Annotated in this window: 15 protein-coding genes; 7 read left to right on the top strand and 8 right to left on the bottom strand. The window is 63.7% G+C overall.

All coding sequences use genetic code 11. The features are described 5' to 3' along the window. The 6 genes from EOA38_RS07000 to EOA38_RS06975 form a co-directional block, all read right to left on the bottom strand. Positions 1-167, bottom strand: a 167-nt coding sequence (locus EOA38_RS07000; protein WP_127298820.1) for a formate--tetrahydrofolate ligase, incomplete at its 3' end; no start/stop codon positions are given. Between the two features lie 318 nt (positions 168-485). Beyond that, entirely contained in the window at positions 486-1610 is a 1125-nt protein-coding gene (locus EOA38_RS06995; RefSeq protein WP_126092322.1) for a DUF2333 family protein, read from the bottom strand. Positions 1611-1626: 16 nt separating this feature from the next. Next, positions 1627-2934 (bottom strand): DUF6638 family protein, encoded by a 1308-nt coding sequence (locus EOA38_RS06990; protein WP_127298819.1) that lies wholly within the window; start codon positions 2932-2934, stop codon positions 1627-1629. Between the two features lie 220 nt (positions 2935-3154). Further along, a complete protein-coding gene (locus EOA38_RS06985) occupies positions 3155-5065 on the bottom strand; it encodes an ATP-binding protein (RefSeq protein WP_127298818.1) in 1911 nt (636 codons plus the stop codon). Between the two features lie 22 nt (positions 5066-5087). Then, positions 5088-6233 carry a hypothetical protein gene (locus EOA38_RS06980; RefSeq protein WP_126092326.1) on the bottom strand — a complete coding sequence of 382 codons (1146 nt, stop codon included), beginning with the start codon at positions 6231-6233 and terminating at the stop codon, positions 5088-5090. A 34-nt stretch (positions 6234-6267) separates the two neighbouring features. Continuing rightward, positions 6268-7356, bottom strand: a complete 1089-nt coding sequence (locus EOA38_RS06975; RefSeq protein WP_126092327.1) for a hypothetical protein — start codon at positions 7354-7356, stop codon at positions 6268-6270. Positions 7357-7856: 500 nt separating this feature from the next. Between EOA38_RS06975 and EOA38_RS06970 the strand changes: the two genes are divergently transcribed. The 5 genes from EOA38_RS06970 to EOA38_RS06950 all read left to right on the top strand — a co-directional run bounded on the left by EOA38_RS06970 (position 7857) and on the right by EOA38_RS06950 (position 14311). After that, on the top strand, positions 7857-8792 hold the full coding sequence (locus EOA38_RS06970; protein WP_126092328.1) for a choline ABC transporter substrate-binding protein: 936 nt from the start codon (positions 7857-7859) through the stop codon (positions 8790-8792). A gap of 117 nt (positions 8793-8909) precedes the next feature. Further along, positions 8910-9764, top strand: coding sequence for a choline ABC transporter permease subunit (choW, locus tag EOA38_RS06965; protein ID WP_126092329.1), 855 nt, complete (start codon positions 8910-8912; stop codon positions 9762-9764). Next, positions 9761-10942 (top strand): choline ABC transporter ATP-binding protein, encoded by a 1182-nt coding sequence (gene choV / locus EOA38_RS06960; RefSeq protein ID WP_126092330.1) that lies wholly within the window; start codon positions 9761-9763, stop codon positions 10940-10942. The genes choW and choV overlap by 4 nt, the downstream gene beginning before the upstream one ends. Positions 10943-11092: 150 nt before the next feature. Next, positions 11093-13084 (top strand): autotransporter outer membrane beta-barrel domain-containing protein, encoded by a 1992-nt coding sequence (locus EOA38_RS06955; RefSeq protein ID WP_127298817.1) that lies wholly within the window; start codon positions 11093-11095, stop codon positions 13082-13084. A 189-nt stretch (positions 13085-13273) separates the two neighbouring features. Beyond that, on the top strand, positions 13274-14311 hold the full coding sequence (locus EOA38_RS06950; protein WP_127298816.1) for an MBL fold metallo-hydrolase: 1038 nt from the start codon (positions 13274-13276) through the stop codon (positions 14309-14311). 12 nt (positions 14312-14323) lie between these two features. Here EOA38_RS06950 and EOA38_RS06945 read toward each other — a convergent pair whose 3' ends face one another. Beyond that, positions 14324-16303 carry a BTAD domain-containing putative transcriptional regulator gene (locus tag EOA38_RS06945; RefSeq protein ID WP_127298821.1) on the bottom strand — a complete coding sequence of 660 codons (1980 nt, stop codon included), beginning with the start codon at positions 16301-16303 and terminating at the stop codon, positions 14324-14326. Between the two features lie 261 nt (positions 16304-16564). Between EOA38_RS06945 and EOA38_RS06940 the strand changes: the two genes are divergently transcribed. Both EOA38_RS06940 and EOA38_RS06935 read left to right on the top strand, forming a co-directional pair. After that, positions 16565-17650 (top strand): pyridoxal-phosphate dependent enzyme, encoded by a 1086-nt coding sequence (locus EOA38_RS06940; protein ID WP_126092334.1) that lies wholly within the window; start codon positions 16565-16567, stop codon positions 17648-17650. A gap of 89 nt (positions 17651-17739) precedes the next feature. Beyond that, complete coding sequence (locus EOA38_RS06935; RefSeq protein WP_126092335.1) at positions 17740-19221, top strand: pyridoxal-dependent decarboxylase; 1482 nt, start codon at positions 17740-17742, stop codon at positions 19219-19221. 21 nt (positions 19222-19242) lie between these two features. Here EOA38_RS06935 and EOA38_RS06930 read toward each other — a convergent pair. Continuing rightward, on the bottom strand, positions 19243-20672 hold a 1430-nt coding region (locus tag EOA38_RS06930), incomplete at its 5' end, for a BTAD domain-containing putative transcriptional regulator (RefSeq protein WP_127298815.1).

The raw sequence follows: 20672 nt of genomic DNA, 5'->3' as shown, positions 1-20672 counted from the left end.
TCCTTGTTGCCCTTCACCGACTTGATGAACTCGGCCGAGACCTTCGCCTTGTCGTGGCCGTAGGGCAGCAGATGCTCGTTCGGGATGCCGATCTTGGCGCCGATCTCCTGGATCGGTTTCTTGTTGGCGGCGCGCGCGATCTCGATGTCGGACTTCACTTCGGCCATGACGGCTTTCCTCTGGATTGGGCGGTGGAGGGTAGGGGTTCGATCATTCGTGCATGTTCGGAACGTCGCCTGGACGCAAGGGCATGTTCTAACCCTGTCGCTGCCGTGGCGTCAACTTTCATGCAACTATGTTTCCTGTGAAGAAATAAATTGCTGTTCCCGGTCGGGCCTTCCCAGGGTCTTTGGCGCGCCCGGTCGTTGCGCCGTATAGAAGCCAGAGCCGACGGCGCTCCGCCGTCTTAAAACAGCCGCGCAATACGCGAAAAGCGACAGAGGCGACGGCGCAAATCCGCCACCGCCCGGCTGTCTGGTCCAGCGTTACTGGGTCAGCACGTTGCTGATCTCGACCATGTTGGAGCGTACGCGCAGGATATAGAAGCCCATGGTTGTCAGGTGCGTCGGCAGCAGCCAGCCGTCCTCGCGGCCGTTGGCGATGATGAAGGGCTGGATGCGCAGCGCCGAGACGAACTGGGCGTCCATCGTGTCCCAGAGGTTCTGCAGGTGCTTTTCCTTGATCACGTCGTCGAAGTCGGCCTGCGCTCCCTTCATCAGGCCGTAATAGGCATAGAGCTGGCCATAGGCGAACCAGAAGCGATCGTCGGCGCGGAAGTCGAACCAACCATCATTGTGGTTCTCGGCGCGCTCCTTGAGGATTGCAGAGGTCGAGCCGATGTCCGACGAGATACGGTCGATATATTGCTTCAGATTGTCGGCGCGGGCATCGAACGTCGCCTGACAACTGGCAAGGCGGGCGTTGAAGGAGCGCAGCTTGCGCACCGCGTCGCGATAGTAGCTCGGCGTCGGGGTCTTCGGGCCGAACGGATTCAGGCCGAAATACCAAGTCTCTTCATCGAACTGCAGATTGCCGCGCGCGTCCTGCAGGTCGGCGTCGATCTGCGAGGTGGTGCGCACGCGACCCAGATTGTCGGCGAGCTCGGTCGCCGTGCGCCGCACTGCCTGGTTGATGCCGCGCTGGAAGGAAGCCTTGTTGTCCATCCATGGCGTGTGGTCCCAGTCGATGCCGAACAAGCCGAGCTTGTAGAGGATCATGGACGAGATCCAGGCATTCTGATTGACGTTGAAGTCGGTCAGATCGGCAGCCACCTGGGCGATCGCCGAGTTGCCGCAAGTCTTGGCGGTGTCGGTGCCGGCGCCAGCCGACACCTGCTCGCCAGCCGACACGTTACGCGTCTCGAAGGTGTATTTGTCGGGATAGTTCGGCTCGAAATTGTTCCACCATTGGGTGGCGTAGAAGAAGTTGGCATAGAGGCCGATCAGCACCAGCAAGGCCAGGCCGACCACGGCCTTGAGGATCCAGCCGCGCTGCCCGTACCAGCGGCCTGCCCACATGAACGGCCACAGGACGATGCCGATGACAAAGCCGATGCCGCGGCCAATCCATTGGAAAATTCGGGTGAAGAAATTCACGATCGGATCAAGCATGGCTCTCGTCACCCCCTCAGTCAGTCAAGCCGTAAAGGCGCGCGCGGAACGCCGCCTTGTCCTTCAAATATGTGGTTTTCAGAACGTCCACAACATGCGATCGCCAGGCGTCGCTGAAGCCGTCGAAGTCCTTGTAGAAGCCCGGTTTGTTGAAGACGTAGCGCGAAACGAAGTCCTGCGGCACGAAATCCGAGATCAACTGGTTGGTGAGCCAGGCATCGGGATGATCGGGCTTGGCGCGTACTGCCAGGAAGCGCAGGCGCGGCGGCACGTCATCCAGCTTCAGGTGACCGAACTGGGCGATCTCACGCTTGGCGGCGTTGAGGAAGGGGAAGTTGCCGTCGCTGGCAATCAGGTCGGCATGGCGCTGGATCCAGGTCTGCAGCCAGACCTTGTCCACGTCGGTCAGGTTGCGGTTGGGCTCGGCGTCGCGGATCAGCGCCCGCACCACCATCTCGGCGCGATGCTCGAGATAGCCGGAGGCCTCGATCCAGGAGGCGCGCGGCAGGTCCAGGCGGCCGGTGGCGGCGAGGAAGCGGAACACCTTGTCGGCGTCGTTGATCGACAGATAGCTCACCTGCCAGGGCCGCGAGCGGCGGAAGCCGGGAGCGGACGGATCGCTGATCACCGTCGTCATATCGGGATCGACGAACACGTAGAGCCCGCCGAAATGGCTGGTCCAATAGGCGTTGTGGCGGAAGATCACCTGGTCGGGCACCAGCGCGTTCTCGCGGATGTCACCGCAGACCTTGGCGAGATCGACCATGCGTTCAAGCATGGCGTCGTCGCGCCAGGCGTCGGGCTCCTGCTTCAACCGGTCGACCAGCTTGCCGAGCTCGGCCGCCTTGCCCAGCACATCCTCGGCCGACAGCACCTTGAATTCGACCTGGTTGATCGACAGAAGATCCTCGATGTCGTTGACCTTGGGAACAGAGTCCTCGATCTCGCCGTAGATGACATCCTTGATGGTCAGCGCGTCGATGGCGCGCTGGTTCTTCGACATGAACTCGAACATCAACTGCGAGGTGTTGGAGAAGGCGGTGTGCACCACCGGCAGGTCGATCTGCGACGGCGTCAGGATGATGAAGCGGCGGTTGACCTCATTGGGATCGAGATAGTCGTAGTCGCCGCACTCCTCAGCGACCTCGGGCGAGAAGCCGGTGCGGTCGATCTGGAAGCTTTTCAGCTTGGTCGGCTCAAGGCCGAAGGCGGCAAGCGCCTTGTTGTAGCGCTGGATGAGGTGCGGCTCGTCGATAGCGAGCAGCCTGCCATAGATCAGCTCGTTGTCGCGCAGGAGGTCGGGCTTTTTGGCGGCGCGGGCCATCTATGCCTTCTCCCCGTTCACGGGGAGAAGGTGCCCGAAGGGCGGATGAGGGGCGCGGACTCCCCTTCTCCCCTTGTGGGAGAAGGTGGATCGGCGCGCAGCGCCGAGACGGATGAGGGGTGTTGGAAGGATCGTCGTCCTTGCCAAGCTGGAACACCCCTCATCCGTCGCCTTCGGCGACACCTTCTCCCACAAGGGGAGAAGGGGGCGTTGGCGCAAATCACGCATTCCACAGGTCCTTCTTCTTCAACTCCTCCATCTCGCGCGCCGCGCGTTCGCGCAGGCGCGCGTCGCGCAGGAGCTTCTCCACCGCCGCGTCGTCGGACTTGTCGGAATAGCGGAATTCGGAATCGGCGTAGCGGTTGATCTCCTGCATGACCATGTCCATCGAAAACGGCCCGCGCAGTTCCTCGATCATCGCCTTCTTGTCGTCGTAGCTCTTGTGCATGAAGGCTTCCGGCTTCTCGAACCAGTCGTCCGGCAGCTCGATATCCATGGCGCGCATCTTGATGGCGTCGGTGACGTTCTTGATGGCGCGCCCGGTGAAGCGCGGCTCGGCATCCTTGATCATGTGCAGATAGGTGCCGATATCGGCCAGCGTCTTCGGGGCGCCGTTCTCCTTCATGTAGCGCTCATAGACCTTCATCAATCCGTCTTCCTGCGGCTTCTCGTGCTCCTCATAGGCTTCCGCCACGGCGCGCTGGATCTCCTGCGCCGCGTAGAGCTTGTGGTCCCCGAGCGGGATCTTGTGGTTCTTGCCGGCAAGCAGCACGAAGATGTCGATGTAGTCGTCGCGGGTCTGCGGCCCGTCCACCAGCCAGCGTGCGCCGGCGCGCTGGCGCAGCGCATCGTCGACGTTTTCCGGATAGTTGGAGAACATGCCGAAGGAACAGTTGCCGCGCACCACCGTTGAGGCGCCCGCGAAGGCGTCCATCAGCACGCCGGTGATCTCCTGCTGGCCTGCCGACGCGCGGTCGTCGGAACGGCGCGCCGCCACCTGGTCGATGTCGTCGATGGTGCCGAAGCCGATGACGCGCGGATTGAGCACGTTGTTGACGAATTGGCGGCAGTTCTGGCCGGACTTGCCCTGATAGGACGAAATCTGGTCGACGCCGAAATTCTCGTAGGCGAAGGGATAGCCGGCGACTTGGCAATAGCCGTTGACGAGACCGGCGATCATCTGGATCAGCGTCGTCTTGCCGGTGCCCGGCGCGCCATCGCCGATGAAGGTGAACAGGAACCCGCCGAGCTCGACGAAGGGGTTCAGCTCGCGCTCGAAGTCGTAGGCCATCAGCATCTTGGCCAGCCTGACCGACTGGAATTTGGCGATATGGTTGCCGACCACCTCTTCCGGCTTCTTGAAGGTCATCACCAGCGGCTTCGAGCGCTTGCCGGGCGCCACGTCGAAGCCGTCGAGCGTGAAGTCGTCGACATCGATGCGGATATGGGCGTTCTCGAATGGACCGATGCCGTCGAAGCGGCCTTTTCGCGCGAGCAGCCCGTCAATGGCGACACGGGCAAAGGCGCGCGCCCGCGTTGCCAAATCGGCATCGTCCCTGGAGCCGGCAATTGCCTGGTCGAGGCCGGCTACGATCGACTTCACCGCATCCTGCGGCGTGTCGAACAGGAAGTCGGGTTCGGGGATGTCGTTCGGCGCCTCGCCGTCGCTGTCGATGAGCTGGAAGAGGTAGGAGGCGAAGCTGAAGGCCGAAACATAGGCCGAGGCCGACAGAAGCTTCTTGAAGGTTGCGGCTTCGTCGCCTTCGAGCGGGGCGCGGGCATTCTTCGCCTGCAGGCTTTCGAGGTCGGAACCCTCGGCAAAGACGCCCGCTATGGCGAGCGCGATCGCCAGGCCGCGGCGGGCGCGGTAGAGAAGCGTGTGCTGGGCAATGGTCATCAACTGGTCGTCGGGATGGATCGCGGCGACCGTCTTCGTGAGCTCGACCTCGCGCGTGCGGCGCACGGAGCCGACCGAGACGGTCGAGACGAAGCGACGGTTGGTGCCGGCGAGCGCGGTGCCGGATTCGCGCGACGGGTCTTCCAGCACGACGATGCGGGTGATGAAGCTCTGCGCGGTTGCGCGGTGTTTTTCGATTGCCGCTTCCGAGATCGTTGTCAGCCCGGTGTCCATGAAGGATGCTCCGCGGTTGAAATCAAACGTCGCTGATGACCTGCCCGTTCGACAGGATGTGGACCTTGTAGCCGGAAAAGATCCTCTGTGCCTCGCCGGCGGCGTAAAGTGCCTGATAGGCCTCGTGCGGGATCAGAGCATGGTTCTCGTAGCTCGATACACCCTGGCGCGCCGCCTCGAGGTCGTCGGTGTTGATGAAGAATTCCTGCGTCGTCTTCTCGCTGGAGAACAGGCCCTTGCGGCCGGGCTTCTCCGACTTGGAAAAGACCTCCTGGATGGTCCAGGTGAGCAGCCAGGCGTTTTCCGGCTTGCGCACCTTGGCCAGCACCTCAGCCACCGTCGAATTGTTTTCGGTGATGCCGGCGGAATAGAAGGGGCCGAGCACGACGCGCCGAAGCTGCTTCGGATGCAGCGGCTCGAAGTCCTTGTCGAGATTGACGGCGATGGTCGCCGGCGACAGCGCGTAGGCCGAATTCTTTTCGGTGAAATCGTCGAAGCGGTGGGCGAGCTCGGGATTGAGGAGACCGTCCACGGGAAGCGGGATGTCGACCCGCTCATTGAGCTTGCCATTGGCGTCGACGAGCTGGCGCACCATGCTCTCCGAGGAATCCTCGACCGTCACCATATAGACCAGCGGCAGGTTGGCGCTGCCGTCGAACGAGGCCCAGTGGACGAGGTAATAGGGCCGCAAGGTCTTCGGGTTGACCGAGACCTTCGCCGTCTGCGCCAGGATGAAGGGGCCGAAGGTCGCCTCGCTCTTGACGTCCTCCAGATAGAGCCGCTCGGCCATCGACTTCTGGAGTGCCGCGGGAAATTCCTTGTGGCGCAGGATGAAGTCGGCCATCTCCTCGCGCAGCTCGCCGGCCTGCGGGATGTTGGCGAGCCGGTTATCCGCCTGGCGGCGGTCGTTCTCCAACTCGAGAAGGTTCTGGAACACCGGATAGCCGCTGTCGGCGCGCGAGATGCGGAACGCATCCATGAAGCCCAGCCGGTTTCGCCAGCAGGAAAAGGATTTGTCCAGCCGGGCGATGTACTCGGCGACGATCTTGGCGACGATGCCATGGCGGTAGAGCGGCGAGCGGTCATCGCGCATGAACACTTCCAGCCCTCTCAACGCCGCCGTAATGGCGGAGAAGTAGCGCGCCGCCGCTTCATTTTCGGGGGTCATGGGACTGCCCTGGAGAAAAATGCCGGCACGCCGCCTACTGCTGCACGTAGTTGGCGGCGTTATGCTTCTTCATCACCTCGTCGAAGCGGCGGGCGAAGGCGTCGTCCGCAAGCTTCTTGCGGCGCTGGATATCGGCGCTGGCCACCATGTTCTTCTCATGCATCTCCAGGAGATCGCCGATGTGCTTCTGCGAGGCGGCGCCGATGCCGGCCATCGTCTCTTCCGCCGTGTTGTCGACCTGGCTGCCCAGCGTGTTGATCTTGTGGGCGACGTCCTGCTGGGCGGCGGTCTTCAGCGAATCTTCCAACGCCTTGTAGAGGACGATGCGCTGCTCGGTATCGATGGTCAGCTTGTTGATCAGCGTCGACTGGGCAGCGATCTGGTTGTTGAGAGAGTCCACGAAAGTCTGGAACATCGAGGTGTAGCGCTCCAGCGTCTGGCTTTCGGCGAGCAGCTCCTGCTCCTTGGCCTGCTTCTCGTTGTACTCGGTCGCCATCTTCGAACGCTCGCCTTCGAGCTCGGTGCGCTCCTTCTGGGTCGTGGAGGCGGCGATCTTGTTCTCGATGTCGAGCAGCATCGGGTTGAGCTCCTCGATCCGCTTCTGTACCGCCTCGAGATTGGCCATGGTCGTCTTGCGGCGCTCGATCACCTGCGACAGGCTGGTCTCGGAGGTCTTGTAGCGCTGGTCGAGGATCTGCTTCTGCGCTTTCAGGATGCCGACGATGGTGTCGGACTTGGCCAGCAGCTCCTGCAGATTGCCGGCCAGCGACATGTTGCGCACGCGGTCGGTGCGCATGCGCTGCTTGCGCTGGTCCGAAAAGACGCCAACGAAGTTTTCCCAGCCGGTGTAGCTCTTCATGCTCTCGAATTCGGCGCCGAAGACGTTGGTCGCGTCCTCCAGGCCGATGATCAGGTCGGCGATGTTGCCTTCCATCACCTTCTGCTGCTTCAGCACGTCCTCGATACGGGCGTTCTCGATGTCGAAATTGGCGTCGCCGATCTTCTTGTCGGCCTGGGCGAGCGTGTCGAGCACGGTGCCGGACTGCTCGATCTTGGTGCGCATGTCCTCGACGACCTGCTTGGTCTTGGCAATTTCGGCATCGAAATTCTGCAATGTCGCCATTGGGGCCTCCCACTTCGGCATCCGGTTTCGTCGCACGTGGCGGCGAATATATGTGGGGCCTCAAGCGATTGAAAGAAGGAAGACAGGGCGAGGCGTCAAAACAAAAGAATTGGTTAGGCCCTTGAAAGACAAGCCAAGCATGCTAACGGCATGAGTCATGCGCGTCGCCTTCAAACAGCTTTAGCTGATATGCCTTAAGCTATTGTTTTTGCGCGACGAGATGCGACGAAGCGGCAGTGCCGCAAAATCTCTTGTGCCGGATCGCGGCAATCAACCGATCGCCAGCCCGCCGATCGCTGGAATATCAGGCAGTGCCGGCCGTCCATGAAAACTTCGTCTTGCCGCAAAGACCTCCGGCATGTCGCTGAATGGCCAGCGCACGCCGTTGATCGTGATGTGGCGCCGCTTGAAACCACATCAAAATGGTGTTTGGCTGACGAAACAAGGCGGACACAAGAACCGACTTTGCGTCGCCTCGAATTGCAATGGGAGAAAAGTTCATGCCGCGTATGAAATCTTTTGTCGCCGGCCTCGGCCTGGCGGCGCTTCTATCCACGACCGCTGCCTATGCCGGCGATCCGGCGAGCTGCAAGGCCGTGCGTCTGTCCGACGTCGGCTGGACCGACATCCAGGCGACCACGGGGCTGGCCTCGGTGCTGCTTACCGCGCTCGGCTACGAGCCGCAGGTGATCCAGCTTTCGGTGCCGGTGACCTATGCGTCGCTGAAGAACAAGGACCTCGACGTCTTCCTCGGCAACTGGATGCCGTCGATGACCAACGACATCAAGGACTACACCGCCGACGGCTCGGTCGAGACGGTGAGCACGAACCTGACCGGCGCCGGCTATGGCATCGTCGTGCCGACCTATGTCGCGGATGCCGGCGTCAAGACGCTGACCGATCTCGGCAAGTTCAAGGACAAGTTCAACGGCAAGATCTACGGCATCGAGGCCGGCAATGACGGCAATCGCATCATCCTCGACATGATCAAGAACCCGAAGGACAATCTCGAAGGTTTCGAGCTGGTCGAGTCGTCGGAAGCCGGCATGCTGACGCAGGCCGAACAGTCGATGAAGAACAATGAATGGATCGCCTTCCTCGGCTGGACGCCGCATCCGGTGATGGGCGCCATGAAGATCACCTATCTCGAGGGTATGGGCGACAGCGGCTTCGGCGCCGCCACCGTCTACACCAATGTGCGCAAGGGCTACACCACCGAGTGCCCGAACGCCGGCAAGTTCATCGCCAACCTGAAGTTCAACCTCGACATGGAAGGCGAGATGATGGACGCGATCCTCAAGGGCGGCGACGCCCAGACGGTCGCCACCGACTGGCTGAAGAAGCATCCGGACGCGATAGCGCCATGGATCGCCGGCGTGACCACCTTCGACGGCGGCGATGCGGCGGCTGCGGTGAAGACCGCCCTCGGGGGCTGAGCCGGCTTGAGTCCGGCATGATCCTTGGAAAGGGCAGCCACTGGAGAAGGCTGCCCTTTTTCATATGCTTGAGAAGATGATCGCTCGATAAGGGCGGCGGGGTCAACGAGGGGAAAGATGGATCCGATCTCGAAATTTCTGGTCGCCTACAAGATCCCCATAGGTTTGTGGGGCAAAGCCTTCTTCAGTTTCCTCACCGACAATTTCGATACGATTTTCAGGGCGTTCTCGAACGGCCTGAATTTCATCCTCGACGGGGCGGTGGACCTGCTGCTGATGGTGCCGTCGGTGCTGCTGGCGCTTGTAATTGCCGTTATCGCCTGGTTCCTGCAGCGTTCGCGGCCGCTGGCCGTCGGCGTCTTCATCGGCCTCGTCTTCATCATCAACCAGAACCTGTGGAAGCAGACCGTGGAGACTCTGGTGCTGGTGGTTGCTGCTGCCGCCGCCTCGATGGCTATCGGCGTTCCGCTCGGCATCTGGGCCGCGCACAAGCCGAAGGTCTACCGCTTCATGCTGCCGGTGCTCGACCTGATGCAGACGCTGCCCACCTTCGTCTATCTGATCCCGGTGCTGACCCTGTTCGGGCTTGGCAACGCCCCCGGCCTCATCGTCACCATCATCTTCGTCATTCCGACCCCGGTTCGTCTCACGCATCTCGGCGTCACTTCAGTGCCGAAATCGATTGTCGAGGCAGGTGAGGCGTTCGGCGCCACCAAAAGACAACTTCTCTGGAAGGTCGAGCTACCTTCAGCCTTGCCCACCATTATGGCAGGCCTGACGCAGTCGATCATGCTGTCGCTGTCGATGGTGGTGTTCGCGGCCCTGATCGGTGCCGGCGGCCTCGGCACTGAAATCAACCGCGCGCTCGGCTCGCGCCGGATCGACCTCGGGCTCGAGGCCGGCCTTGGCATCGTCGTGCTGGCCATCGTGCTCGACCGGATGACGCGTATCGGCGTTGGAGGCAAGAAATGAGCGTCGCGGTTGATTTCAAAAATGTCGATATCGTCTTCGGCGCCGATCAGGCGGGTTCGCTTGCAATGATCGACAAAGGCGCCACGCGCGCCGATATCCTCGAAAAGACCGGCAATGTGCTGGGCTGCGCCGGGGCCAATCTCACCGTGCATGAGGGCGAGATCTCGGTGCTGATGGGCCTTTCGGGCTCCGGGAAGTCGACGCTGCTCAGGGCCGTCAACCGGCTGAACGTCGTGTCGCGCGGCCAGGTGCTGGTCAAGGACGGCGACCGCACGGTCGATGTCGTCACCTGCGACGAGGCAACGCTCAGGCGCCTGCGGCAGAAGCAGGTGGCGATGGTGTTCCAGCAATTCGGCCTGCTGCCGTGGCGCACCGTGGAGGAGAATGTCGGTTTCGGCCTCGAGCTCGCCGGCGTGCCGGAGGCCGAGCGCAAGGCGCGGGTGCAGAAACAGCTTCAGCTCGTTCATCTCGACCAATGGTCGAAGAAATACGCGCATGAGCTCTCGGGCGGCATGCAGCAGCGTGTCGGCCTGGCGCGCGCCTTCGCCACCGAGGCGCCGATCCTGTTGATGGACGAGCCGTTCTCGGCGCTCGATCCGCTGATCCGCACCAAGCTGCAGGACGAGCTTCTGCAACTCCAGGCCGAGTTGAAGAAGACAATCATCTTCGTCAGCCACGACCTCGAGGAGGCGCTGAAGATCGGCACCCATATCACCATCATGGAGGGCGGACACATCGTGCAGACAGGCGCGCCGGAAGACATCGTCCTTCGCCCCGCCAATGACTATGTCCGCGACTTCATCGCCAATGTGAATCCGCTTTCGGTGCTGACGGCCTGGAACGTCATGCGCGACCGCCGCGATCTCGAGCAGGGCGAGAATGGCTGGGTATGGCTCGACCGGCGCAAGACGACGCGCTTCAAGATCGACGAGCATGGCCTGGTGGCGGCGGCCGAACGCGACGGCAAGCCCGCTGTCTGGGTGTCCTGCGCCGATGTCGAGCGCCAGCCGGAGGAGAGGACGCAAGTGTTCTGGGCCAATCCCGGCACGCCGCTGAAGACGGTGATGCTCGCCATGCACCGCTCGCAAACCGCGCCGGTGGCGCTATTCGATGAAGGCTCGCGCTTCGTCGGCGCGATCGGCATCCGGGACGTGCTGAGCGCGGTGCTGAGGCGGTAGGCGCTTCCGCACGCGGAAAGACCGGGGGTCGCAACGCCGTCTCCGCCTTGTCTTTCGCCTCCTTCGGGCGCAGAGTCCGCTTTGTTGCGTGCCCATGCGCCAGGGGGGTTACCGACGTCGCATAAAGGGCTTTCCGGCGCGGTTGCGCCGTTGGTTCTCGCCGTAGTCTCGCTTGGAAGCGGCGCGGCGTTTTCCCAAAGTTTTGTCATAGGCAATGACGCGACTGCCGGCCAGCAGACGATGAACGGTGCCGGCGATACCGGGGCCGTGGACCCCGGGGGAGCGATAGAGACATTTGGCGCCGGCGTAGATGCCGTGCGGATGTTCGGCCCGACCCAGAGGTTCACCAACCGCGGCCTGGTTGAAACGTTGGGCGGCGGCGCCATCAATGTGAACTCACAGGGCTTGGATGCGACGATCCTTAACGGCGGGACCATCCTGTCGATAGGCGACGCTTCCATAGGGATATTGTCCGAGGGCGACAACGCGCACATCGTCAACAACGGCTCGATAGAAGCGCTGGGTGTCGCAACATACGGCATCATCAGTGATGCGTCCGGCGGGCGCGTGGATAACCACGGCTTCATCGGTGTTTCAGGTGTCGCGGCCTCGGGCATCATCGGTGCCGGACCAGACCTCAGGATTTCCAACAGCGGTTCGATCGAGGCTTATGGCATCGCCGCCACCGGCATCATCTGGCAGAACAACGGCCTGCGGCTGGACAACTCCGGGTCGATTACCGTGTCGGGGTTGGCTTCCATTGGCATCGGCGCTGGCGGCAGCGACGTTGCAATCGCCAACAGCGGCACCGTCAGCGTTTCCGGCACGGGCGCGACAGGTATCGGCTGCTTGTTCGGCAATGCGACGATCACCAATTCCGGTTCGGTTGTTGTGGACGGCGTAAGCGCCGTGGGCATCGCCGCGCTGGGCAGCAGCTCTATCATTACCAACTCAGGCCGCGTCTTCAGCAACCAGAGCGCCGCCATCTATTTCGGCGCGCCCGGCGCCACGCTGAACCTTTTGGGCGGGACGGTCATCCAGGGACCGGTCGTCTTTTCCGGCGGCGGCAACACGGTGACCTTCCGCTCCGCGCTGAACGCTGTCATCAGCTTCGCCGGAAGCGGCCTGCCGCAAGCCATCCTGACCGGCGGCAGGCCGTTTGTGACGAGCGGCAACAGCGCGGCGGTGATCGACACCACCGGGTTTGCGAGCAGTGGTCCGCTGATCGAAGACCTTGTCGACGGCATCGCTGGCGTCGCCGAAGCGCGCATGCCCGCCCCAGGCGACGACGTGCTTGCGCCGCATCACGGTCCAGGCGCCTGGATCTCCACATTTGGCGGGATACGCTCCCAGGGCGGCTCTGGTGCATCAGCTGGGTTCAGCGAGACGCTGGGCGGCGTGGTCGCCGGCGCGGAAAGGCGCTCGGGCGACGGCTTCCTGGGTGGCGTGCTGCTGGGGGGCGCCGCCGGATCGACCGAGGTCGACGACGACGCGCAGGAGATCGTCCATCGCAGCGTATTTGCGGGCGGTTATCTGGGCTATGACGCAGGAGCGCATTTTGCCGAAGCGACATTTGTTACCGGCGTGCTCCAGGAGCGGAGCCGCCGCCGTGTCGCGAACAATCTGGTGCTGGGTGGCGTCGAGACAGCGCGGGCCGATTTCAACGGCATCTTCGTCAGCCCGTCCGTCACACTCGGCACGCGGCTACCGGTCGCGGCCGGTATGTTGATACCCAGCGTGCGACTGCGTTACGTCGGGCTCTTCATCGACGATTACGCGGAGGCCGGCTCGGGAAGCGATCTCGCGGTCTCGCGGCGCGACGTCAACGTCTTCGAGGCGCGTGGCCAGCTCGCGCTGGCCTTGGCGCCCGTCGGCACGCGGAGCCAGACCTGGCAAACCACCCTTCGTGCAGGGATCGACGCGATCGCGCAAAACAGCGACGACCTATCGGCGACGCTCCTTGGCCAGGACATCTCTTTTGCCGCCGGCGGCAGAAAGGTGGTGTTGCGCGGCTTTGCCGGCGCGGACGTTGCGGCGGAGGTGGGCGCCGGCATGACCCTGAATGCCGGCTTTGAGGCCGGGTATGGGAGCGACAATGCCTTCACTGTCCGGGGCCAAGCTCGCCTCAGCAAGGCCTTTTGAGGAGTGCCCGACAAACTTCGGCACCAGCGTATGGGTGGAGGCTGCCACTCCATGGCAGCAGGCAACGCCGGCTCCTGGCAGATATTTTTCGAAATCCATTCCGATTCCGCGGGTCCGTGCGGTAAGATATTGCCGCGGCCGCACGGATGGTTGCCCGGTGGCGCGAGAATGCAGCGGGGTACGTCGCAAATGATCTTCCGTCAGCTCTTCGATGCCGTCTCCGGCACCTATTCCTATCTGCTCGCCAGCCGCCACGGCGGCGAGGCGCTGATCATCGATCCGGTGCTGGAGAAGGTCGAGCGCTACCTGCAACTGGTCAACGAGCTCGACCTCAGGCTGGTCAAGGCGGTCGACACGCATCTCCATGCCGATCACATTACCGGCCTCGGCGCGCTGCGCGACAAGACGCATTGCGTGACCGTGATGGGCGAGCAGACCAAAGCCGATGTCGTTTCGATGCGGCTTGCCGACGGCGACAAGCTTGCCATCGAGGGGCTGGCGCTGGACGTCATCTACACGCCCGGCCACACCGACGATTCCTACAGCTTCATCCTGCCCGACCGGGTCTTCACCGGCGACACGCTGCTCATCCGCGGCACCGGCCGCACCGACTTCCAGAACGGCGATCCGCGCAAGCAATATGAATCGATCTTCGGCCGTCTGCTCAAGCTTCCCGACGAGACGATGATCTTCCCGGCGCACGACTACAAGGGCGAGACCGTGTCGACGATCGGCGAGGAGAAGGCCTTCAATCCGCGCCTGCAGGTGAAGTCGGTCGACGAATACGTGGACATCATGAACAATCTGAAGTTGGCCAACCCGAAGATGATGGATGTCGCGGTGCCCGCCAATATGAGGGTTGGCCTGCACCAGGACGATATCGCCAGCCGTGGCTGGTCGGTGACCGCCGAGCAGGCGCTGGCGCTGGTCGGTCGGCCCGATGTGGCGCTGATCGACCTGCGCGAGCAGTCCGAGCGGGAGCGCAATGGCGTCATCCCCGGCGCGATCCATCTGCCCTATGCACGGTTGCAGGAAAACATCGCCGCCGGCGGCATGCTGCATGAGCTGGCGAAATCGACAGCCAGGCAGATCCTGTTCTACTGCGCGTTCGGCGAGCGCTCGGCGATGGCCGTGCAAGCGGCGCAAGACGTCGGAATCTCAAGTGCCCGCCACATACAGGGCGGCATCGATGCGTGGCGGAAGGCTAGCGGCCCGCTCGTGCACTGACGCAGAGCAGGCTCAGTTCAATCCGATCAGCTTCGCGCCATTCCGGAACATGGCTTCCGCGTCCCGGTCGAAGCGGAAGGTGGCGATGAAATCGTCGGCGCGGTAGTCCGGCAATGTCTTGCGGATCGCGGCGGCGAAGTTTCGCGCCTCGTCCTGGCGGCCGGCCAATGCCAGGCAATGCGCGGCGATCGCCAGGATGATGACATGGGCGTTGGGCCTTGCTGCCGCCTTGAGCGCCCATTCGGCGGCTTCGTTGAATTCGCCCAGCCGCGCATGCGCCATGGCGCGCGCGCTCATCATGCCGAACAGCAGCGGGTCGAAGGGACTGAGATGGCGCGAGTGATCGGAGGAGCCGATCGCCGATTGCGGATCGCCCGACTGCGAATGGACGAAGGATAGGGAATAGTGGCCCAGTGCGAAGTTCGGGCTGAGGTCGACGGCCTTCGCCAATTCGATCACCGATCCGTCCTGGTCGCCGCGCAGCCACAAGGCGCGGCCCATCGCCCAGTGCGCGGCCGGATTGCGGTCGTCGACCAGAAGGCTGTGGCCAGCGCTATCGAAAGCCAACGCCGTCTCGCGGTCGCGGTCGCCCCAGCGCTGGAAGGCGTTTTGCCAATGGGTGAAGGAGAGCCCGGCATAGGCGCGGGCGAAAGTGGGGTCGAGTTTCAGTGCCTCGTGGAAAAACTGTTGCGCCAGCTCGTTTTCCTGGCGGGTGAAGCGATACATATGCCAGAGGCCGCGGTGATAGGCCTCCCAGGCATTGAGCGAATTCGGTGCCTTAAGCAGCGCACGGTCGCGCTCGACCGCCGCGATTTCGGCGGCGATCGAGGAGACGATGCTGTTGCCGATATCGTCGAGGACGATGAAGACGTCATCGGGCTTGTGCTCGAAGGTCTCTGCCCAGACGATCCTGGCCGTGCGCACTTCGGACAGCTCGACCTCGACTATGACCCTGCCCAGAAGATTCCTGACCGAGCCAGTCGCCACGTAGTCCACGTTGAGCCGACGTCCGGCATCCTCCGGCGCAATGTTCTTTTCAGCGAGCGCAAAGACCGAGCCACGGGCGATGACGAAGAAATCGCGGAGCTTGGCGAGGCGCGTGATGATGTCGTGGGTCAGGCCGTCGGCCAGCCCGCCGCGAAAGCCGCCGGCGCCGCCGTCTTCGGCAAAAGGCATCACCGCCAGCGAAGCCCGGCGCGTCGCGGCCGGTTCGGGTTCGCTCTGGGCGATCAATGGCTGGGTCGCCGCGAACGCCATGGGCCGGGCGCATGGCGTCGCGGTGGAGTGGCGGGCTCTTATCGCCTGCCATGCCTCGCGCAAGGGAGCGAAATCCAGCTCCTCGGAGTGAAAGAGCTCCGCCGCGGTGGCAAGATGCTCTTCGGCTGCGCCGATCTGCCCACGCCGGGCGAGGTTTTCCAGCAGCGCTGTATGCGCGCGCGCGTCGAAGGGCGCCAGCTCCAGCCATTTGTCGATACAGGCGGCCGCCTCGTCGGCTGCCGGCGGGAGAAGGCCGATGATGTGCTCGAGAACGGCGACGTGGCATGAGCTGAAGCGGCGCCGCTGCGCGGTCAGCCAACTGGCGAAATGCGGACTGCGGTCGAGCTCGAGACCGTCAAGGAAATCGCCGGCGAAAAGCTGCAAGAGACTCCGCAGCCGCTCGAGGCTGAGCGTATCGATGCCTTCAGCCGCCGCCTCGGCTGCCTCCACGGCATCGACGCCTATATCGGCGAGGCGAAGCGCGACCGCATCGCCCTCGGTCTCGACCCTGCGCAGGTCCGGCTCGTCGAGCGCGGCGCGAAGCTTGCTCAGGCACCAGCGAAGCTCGCCGCGCGGATCGTTGGGAATATCCCAGAGAAGTTCGCACAGCCGGCTGCGGCTGACGGGGTGTGGCGCGAGCGTCAGATAGGCGAGCAGCGCGCGCAGCTTGCGGGACGCCGGCAGCACGACCGGAACACTATCGCGCACAATCGCAAGCGGTCCGAACAGCCGCATGGACAGGCCGGCCGCCTCGCTGTTCAGGCCCGATCGGGCGGATTCCACGTGCGTTTCCACGCTCGCTCCCACGCTGACCAGTTGGTCCATGTTCTATCATCAAAGACGACAGGAAGCATCCGGCAGCCCTATTCCGTGCCGGAACGCCGCCGTTGCCGCATCTGCGGCAGGTCACGCAACCCTACCGCGGCAAGGTGTCGAAACCGCGCCGCCGAAGCCGCCGGTTTGTAACCGGCGCGTGAGACATCGAGGAGAAAAGCCATGTTGCAGCAATTGAAAATCAGGACAACGGCCGGCCGCGGCCGGCTGTTCGGCAGCATTCTCGACACGGTCGGCGACACGCCGGTCATCCGCATCAACAATCTCGGCCCGGGTCACGCGACGATCTATGTGAAGGCCGAGTTCTTCAATCCGGCGGCCTCGGTGAAGGACCGGCTGGCGCTCAACATCATCGAGGAAGGCGAGCGCAGCGGCAAGTTGAAGCCGGGTCAGACCGTGGTCGAGGCGACCAGCGGCAACACAGGCATCGGGTTGGCCATGGTGTGCGCGCAGAAGGGCTACCCGCTGGTGGTGACGATGGCCGACAGCTTCTCCATCGAGCGCCGCAAGCTGATGCGCATGCTGGGCGCCAAGGTGGTGCTGACGCCGCGCGCCAAGAAGGGTTCCGGCATGTATCAGAAGGCTGTCGAACTTGCCGGGGCCAATGGCTGGTTCCTGGCCCGTCAGTTCGAGACGGAAGCCAATGCCGCCATCCACGAGGCGACCACGGCGCGCGAGATCATCAACGATTTCGCGGGATCGAGGCTCGATGTGCTTGTCACCGGCTATGGAACCGGCGGCACGATCGCCGGCGTCGGACGAGTGCTGCGCCGCGAGCGGCCGAATGTCCGGATCGTGCTTGCCGAGCCAGCCAATGCGCAGCTTATCGGCAGCGGCCAAGCGCAGGAACGCGGCGCAGGCGGCGCACCCGCTGCCAGCCATCCGGCGTTCGAGCCGCATCCGATCCAGGGCTGGACGCCGGATTTCATCCCCAACGTGCTGCAGGAGGCGATCGACAAGCACTATTATGACGAGGTGGTGCCGATCCCCGGTCCGGAAGGCATCAAATGGGCGAAGGCGCTGGCACGGCAGGAAGGCATATTCACCGGCATCTCCGGCGGCGCCACCTTCGCCGTGGCGCGCCAGATCGCCGGGACGGCCCCGGCCGGTTCGGTGATCCTGTGCATGCTGCCCGACACCGGCGAGCGCTACATGTCGACGCCGCTGTTCGACGGCATCGAGGCGGAGATGGACGCCGAGGAGACGGCGCTGTCACGCTCGACGCCGAGCTGCCAATTCGACGCCTGAAGACAATTCGCGGCGCCGCTGCCCATTCGGCTGGCGGCGCCGCATGACAATCCAGGAAATGATCGCATGCCTTTTGGGGGGAGGAGCGGATGGATACCTTGCAGGAAACAGCGGTGATGGATGAAACGCTCGATCCGCCGGATTGGGCCGAAATGCAGGCCCTGTCGCATCGGATCGTCGAGGAGGCCGTCGCTTATCTCAAGGATGTCCGAGATCGTCCGGTGTGGCGCGAGATGCCGCCCGAGGTCCGCAGTTTCTTTTCGGCACCGCTGCCGCACGAACCGGCGCCGATTGCCGATGTGTATGGCGAGGTCGCCCGCAACGTGATGGCCTATCCGATGGGCAACATCCATCCGCGCTTCTGGTCCTGGTACATGGGGTCCAGCAATTTCACCGGCGCGCTCGGCGATTTCCTGGCGGCGATCCAGGGCTCGAACCTCGGCGGCGGCAACCACGCCGCCGGGCTGATGGACAGCCAGGTGGTCGGCTGGTGCAAGGAGATGGTCGGATTCCCGGTCTCGGCCGGCGGCACGCTGGTCAGCGGCGGCTCCATGGCCAACATTATCGGACTGACCGTGGCGCGCAACGTCAAGGCGGGCGTCGATGTTCGCGAAAGGGGCGTAGGCGCGATACCAAAACCGTTGCGCTTCTACGCGTCGGACCAGGTCCATTCCTGCCACCGCAAGGCGATGGAAGCGCTCGGCCTCGGCAACCGGGCGCTGCGACGGATTCCGACCGATGCCGGTTTGCGCATCGACGTCGACGCTCTCAGGGCGGCCATCGCGGAGGATCGCGCGGCAGGGTTCAAGCCAGCCTGCGTGATCGGCACCGCCGGCACCGTCAACACCGGCGCGATCGACGACCTCAAGGCGCTGGCCGCGCTGGCGGCGGAAGAAGACCTCTGGTTCCATGTCGACGGCTGCATCGGCGCACTGATTGCCATCGCGCCTGAAAACAGATCGCTCGTCGCCGGCATCGAGCAGGCGCATTCCATCGCCCTCGATCCGCACAAATGGCTGCACGCGCCGTTCGAGGCGGGCTGTGCGCTGGTTCGCGATGCTTCTGCCCACCGCAACACCTTCGCCGTCACCCCGGAATACCTGGAATCGACACCGCGTGGGCTCGCCTCCGGGCAATGGCTGCACGACTACGGCCTGCAGACATCGCGCGGCTTTCGCGCGCTAAAGATTTGGATGGCGCTCAAGGAGCACGGGGTGGAGAAGTTCGGGCGCCTCATCGACCAGAACATCGCCCAGGCTCGTCATCTCACCGCTCTGATCGAGGCGGAGCCGGCGCTGGAACCGATGGCGCCGACCACCATCAACATCGTCTGCTTCCGCCATCGCCTGGACGGTGCGTCCGAGGAACGGCTCAAGGCGTTCAACACCGAGATCATGCTCAGGCTGCAGGAAGAAGGCATCGCCGCCTTGTCCGACACCACCGTGCACGGCCGGCATTGCCTGAGGGTGGCGATCACCAACCACCGCACGCGGCGTGACGATCTCGACCTGCTCGTGCGCGAAACGCTTCGCCTTGGAAAGGAAGTCGAGGCCGCGGCGCTGGCGGATTGAAGACGATGCACCAAGACGTGTCTATTCGGGCAGGCCGGCCAGCCGCAGCGCCTCGAAATATTTGGCGAAATAGGCCGGCCTGATATGGCCCGCCACGTGTGTGAGGTTGGCAAGCGTCAGTTCGGGGTCGAGCGCCAGCGAGCGCGCGATATGCTTGCTCGCGGCATCCAGCCTGCCGGCCATGGCATTGCAGGCGGCCGCGACGCGCAGGCCGGTGAGATAATATGGCTGCGTGCGCGATGCCGCCTCTGCGAGCGGCCAGGCGACGTCGTAGCGGCCGGCCACGAAATGGGCGAAGGCGGTGCAGGTCTGCATGAAGAAGGTCAGCGGATCGAGCGGGCTCAGCCGTCTTGCCCGCGACAGGTGCTCGATGGCGATGTCGGGATCGTCGTAGCAGGCCTTGAGGTAGCCGCTGGCGCTCCAGGCGGTGGCGCAGTTCGGGTTCAGCACGAGCGCCCGGTCGGCCAGTGCCAAGGCGGCCTCGTAGTCGCCGGTGACATAGCCCAGCGCCAGGCCGCTGAAGGCCAGCGCTACCGCGTCGTCCTGGCCGGAGATCGCGACGTTGCCGACCAACCGGGAAACCTCGGCGGTCTCCTTCTGCCGATCAGTCATCCAGCGATTCGCCATCCGCCAGAAATAGCACCAGGCGGCAGCGCCCTCCGCTGAGGCAAAATCGGGGTCGAGCTCGATGGCCTTGTAGAATTGCGGCAGCGCTTCCTCCAGCCCTTCCCTCGTCCAGCGGTAAAGGCTCGCCATGCCGCGCAGATAGTGGTCGTAGGCGTCGAGGCTTTCGGTGGGCTTGCGCTTGGCGCGCGCCATCTCAGCCTGCTCGAGCCTCGGCGAAATCGCGCCGACAACGCTGGAGGCGACGAGATCCTGCAGTTCAAACACCTCCGAGACGTCGCCTTCGAACCGGTCGGCCCACAGAGTCACCCCCGCCGCCGCCTCGACCAGTTGCCCTGCCACGCGCAGCCGGCTGCCGGCCCTGCGGACGCTGCCCTCCAGGACGTAGCGCACCCCGAGCTCGCGTGCCACGCGGGTGACGTCGACCGCCTGGCCCTTGTAGGCGAAGGCGGAATTCCGCGCGATCACGAACAGCCAGCTCACATGCGACAGCGCCGTCGTGATCTCCTCGACAACGCCGTCGGTGAAATATTCCTGCTCGGCGTCATCGCTCATGTTCTGGAACGGCAGGACAGCGATCGATGGCTTTTCCGGCACCGAGACGGCCGGACGCGGCGGCTCCGCCTTCACTTCCAGGCCGGACGGTTCGACCTCGGGCGGTCTGCCTTTGGCTGTCGGTTCCGCTTCGATGCGTTCGACCAGCGCCCGCGTCGCTTCTTCGGGATCGACGCCGAGCTCGCGCTTCAGCGCTTCCTTGCAGACCAGGAACTGACGGAAGGCATCGTTGGTCTTGCCGCGGCGGCGGAAGATGCGGATCAGTGCACGGT

The organism is Mesorhizobium sp. M1E.F.Ca.ET.041.01.1.1, assembly GCF_003997355.1.
In the GTDB taxonomy this organism is placed as follows: Bacteria; Pseudomonadota; Alphaproteobacteria; order Rhizobiales; family Rhizobiaceae; genus Mesorhizobium.
The sequence above is the reverse complement of the archived record's forward strand: the minus strand, read 5'-3'. Positions and strand labels throughout refer to the sequence as shown.

Bases quoted from the DNA above. Each gene is read 5' to 3' on its own strand.
- EOA38_RS06995 (WP_126092322.1), bottom strand. From the start codon at position 1,610: ATGCTTGATCCGATCGTGAATTTCTTCACCCGAATTTTCCAATGGATT.
- choW (WP_126092329.1), top strand. From the start codon at position 8,910: ATGGATCCGATCTCGAAATTTCTGGTCGCCTACAAGATCCCCATAGGT.
- EOA38_RS06990 (WP_127298819.1), bottom strand. From the start codon at position 2,934: ATGGCCCGCGCCGCCAAAAAGCCCGACCTCCTGCGCGACAACGAGCTG.
- EOA38_RS06970 (WP_126092328.1), top strand. From the start codon at position 7,857: ATGCCGCGTATGAAATCTTTTGTCGCCGGCCTCGGCCTGGCGGCGCTT.
- EOA38_RS06985 (WP_127298818.1), bottom strand. From the start codon at position 5,065: ATGGACACCGGGCTGACAACGATCTCGGAAGCGGCAATCGAAAAACAC.
- EOA38_RS06940 (WP_126092334.1), top strand. From the start codon at position 16,565: ATGTTGCAGCAATTGAAAATCAGGACAACGGCCGGCCGCGGCCGGCTG.
- EOA38_RS06980 (WP_126092326.1), bottom strand. From the start codon at position 6,233: ATGACCCCCGAAAATGAAGCGGCGGCGCGCTACTTCTCCGCCATTACG.
- EOA38_RS06975 (WP_126092327.1), bottom strand. From the start codon at position 7,356: ATGGCGACATTGCAGAATTTCGATGCCGAAATTGCCAAGACCAAGCAG.
- EOA38_RS06950 (WP_127298816.1), top strand. From the start codon at position 13,274: ATGATCTTCCGTCAGCTCTTCGATGCCGTCTCCGGCACCTATTCCTAT.
- EOA38_RS06935 (WP_126092335.1), top strand. From the start codon at position 17,740: ATGGATACCTTGCAGGAAACAGCGGTGATGGATGAAACGCTCGATCCG.
- EOA38_RS06945 (WP_127298821.1), bottom strand. From the start codon at position 16,303: ATGCGGCTGTTCGGACCGCTTGCGATTGTGCGCGATAGTGTTCCGGTC.
- choV (WP_126092330.1), top strand. From the start codon at position 9,761: ATGAGCGTCGCGGTTGATTTCAAAAATGTCGATATCGTCTTCGGCGCC.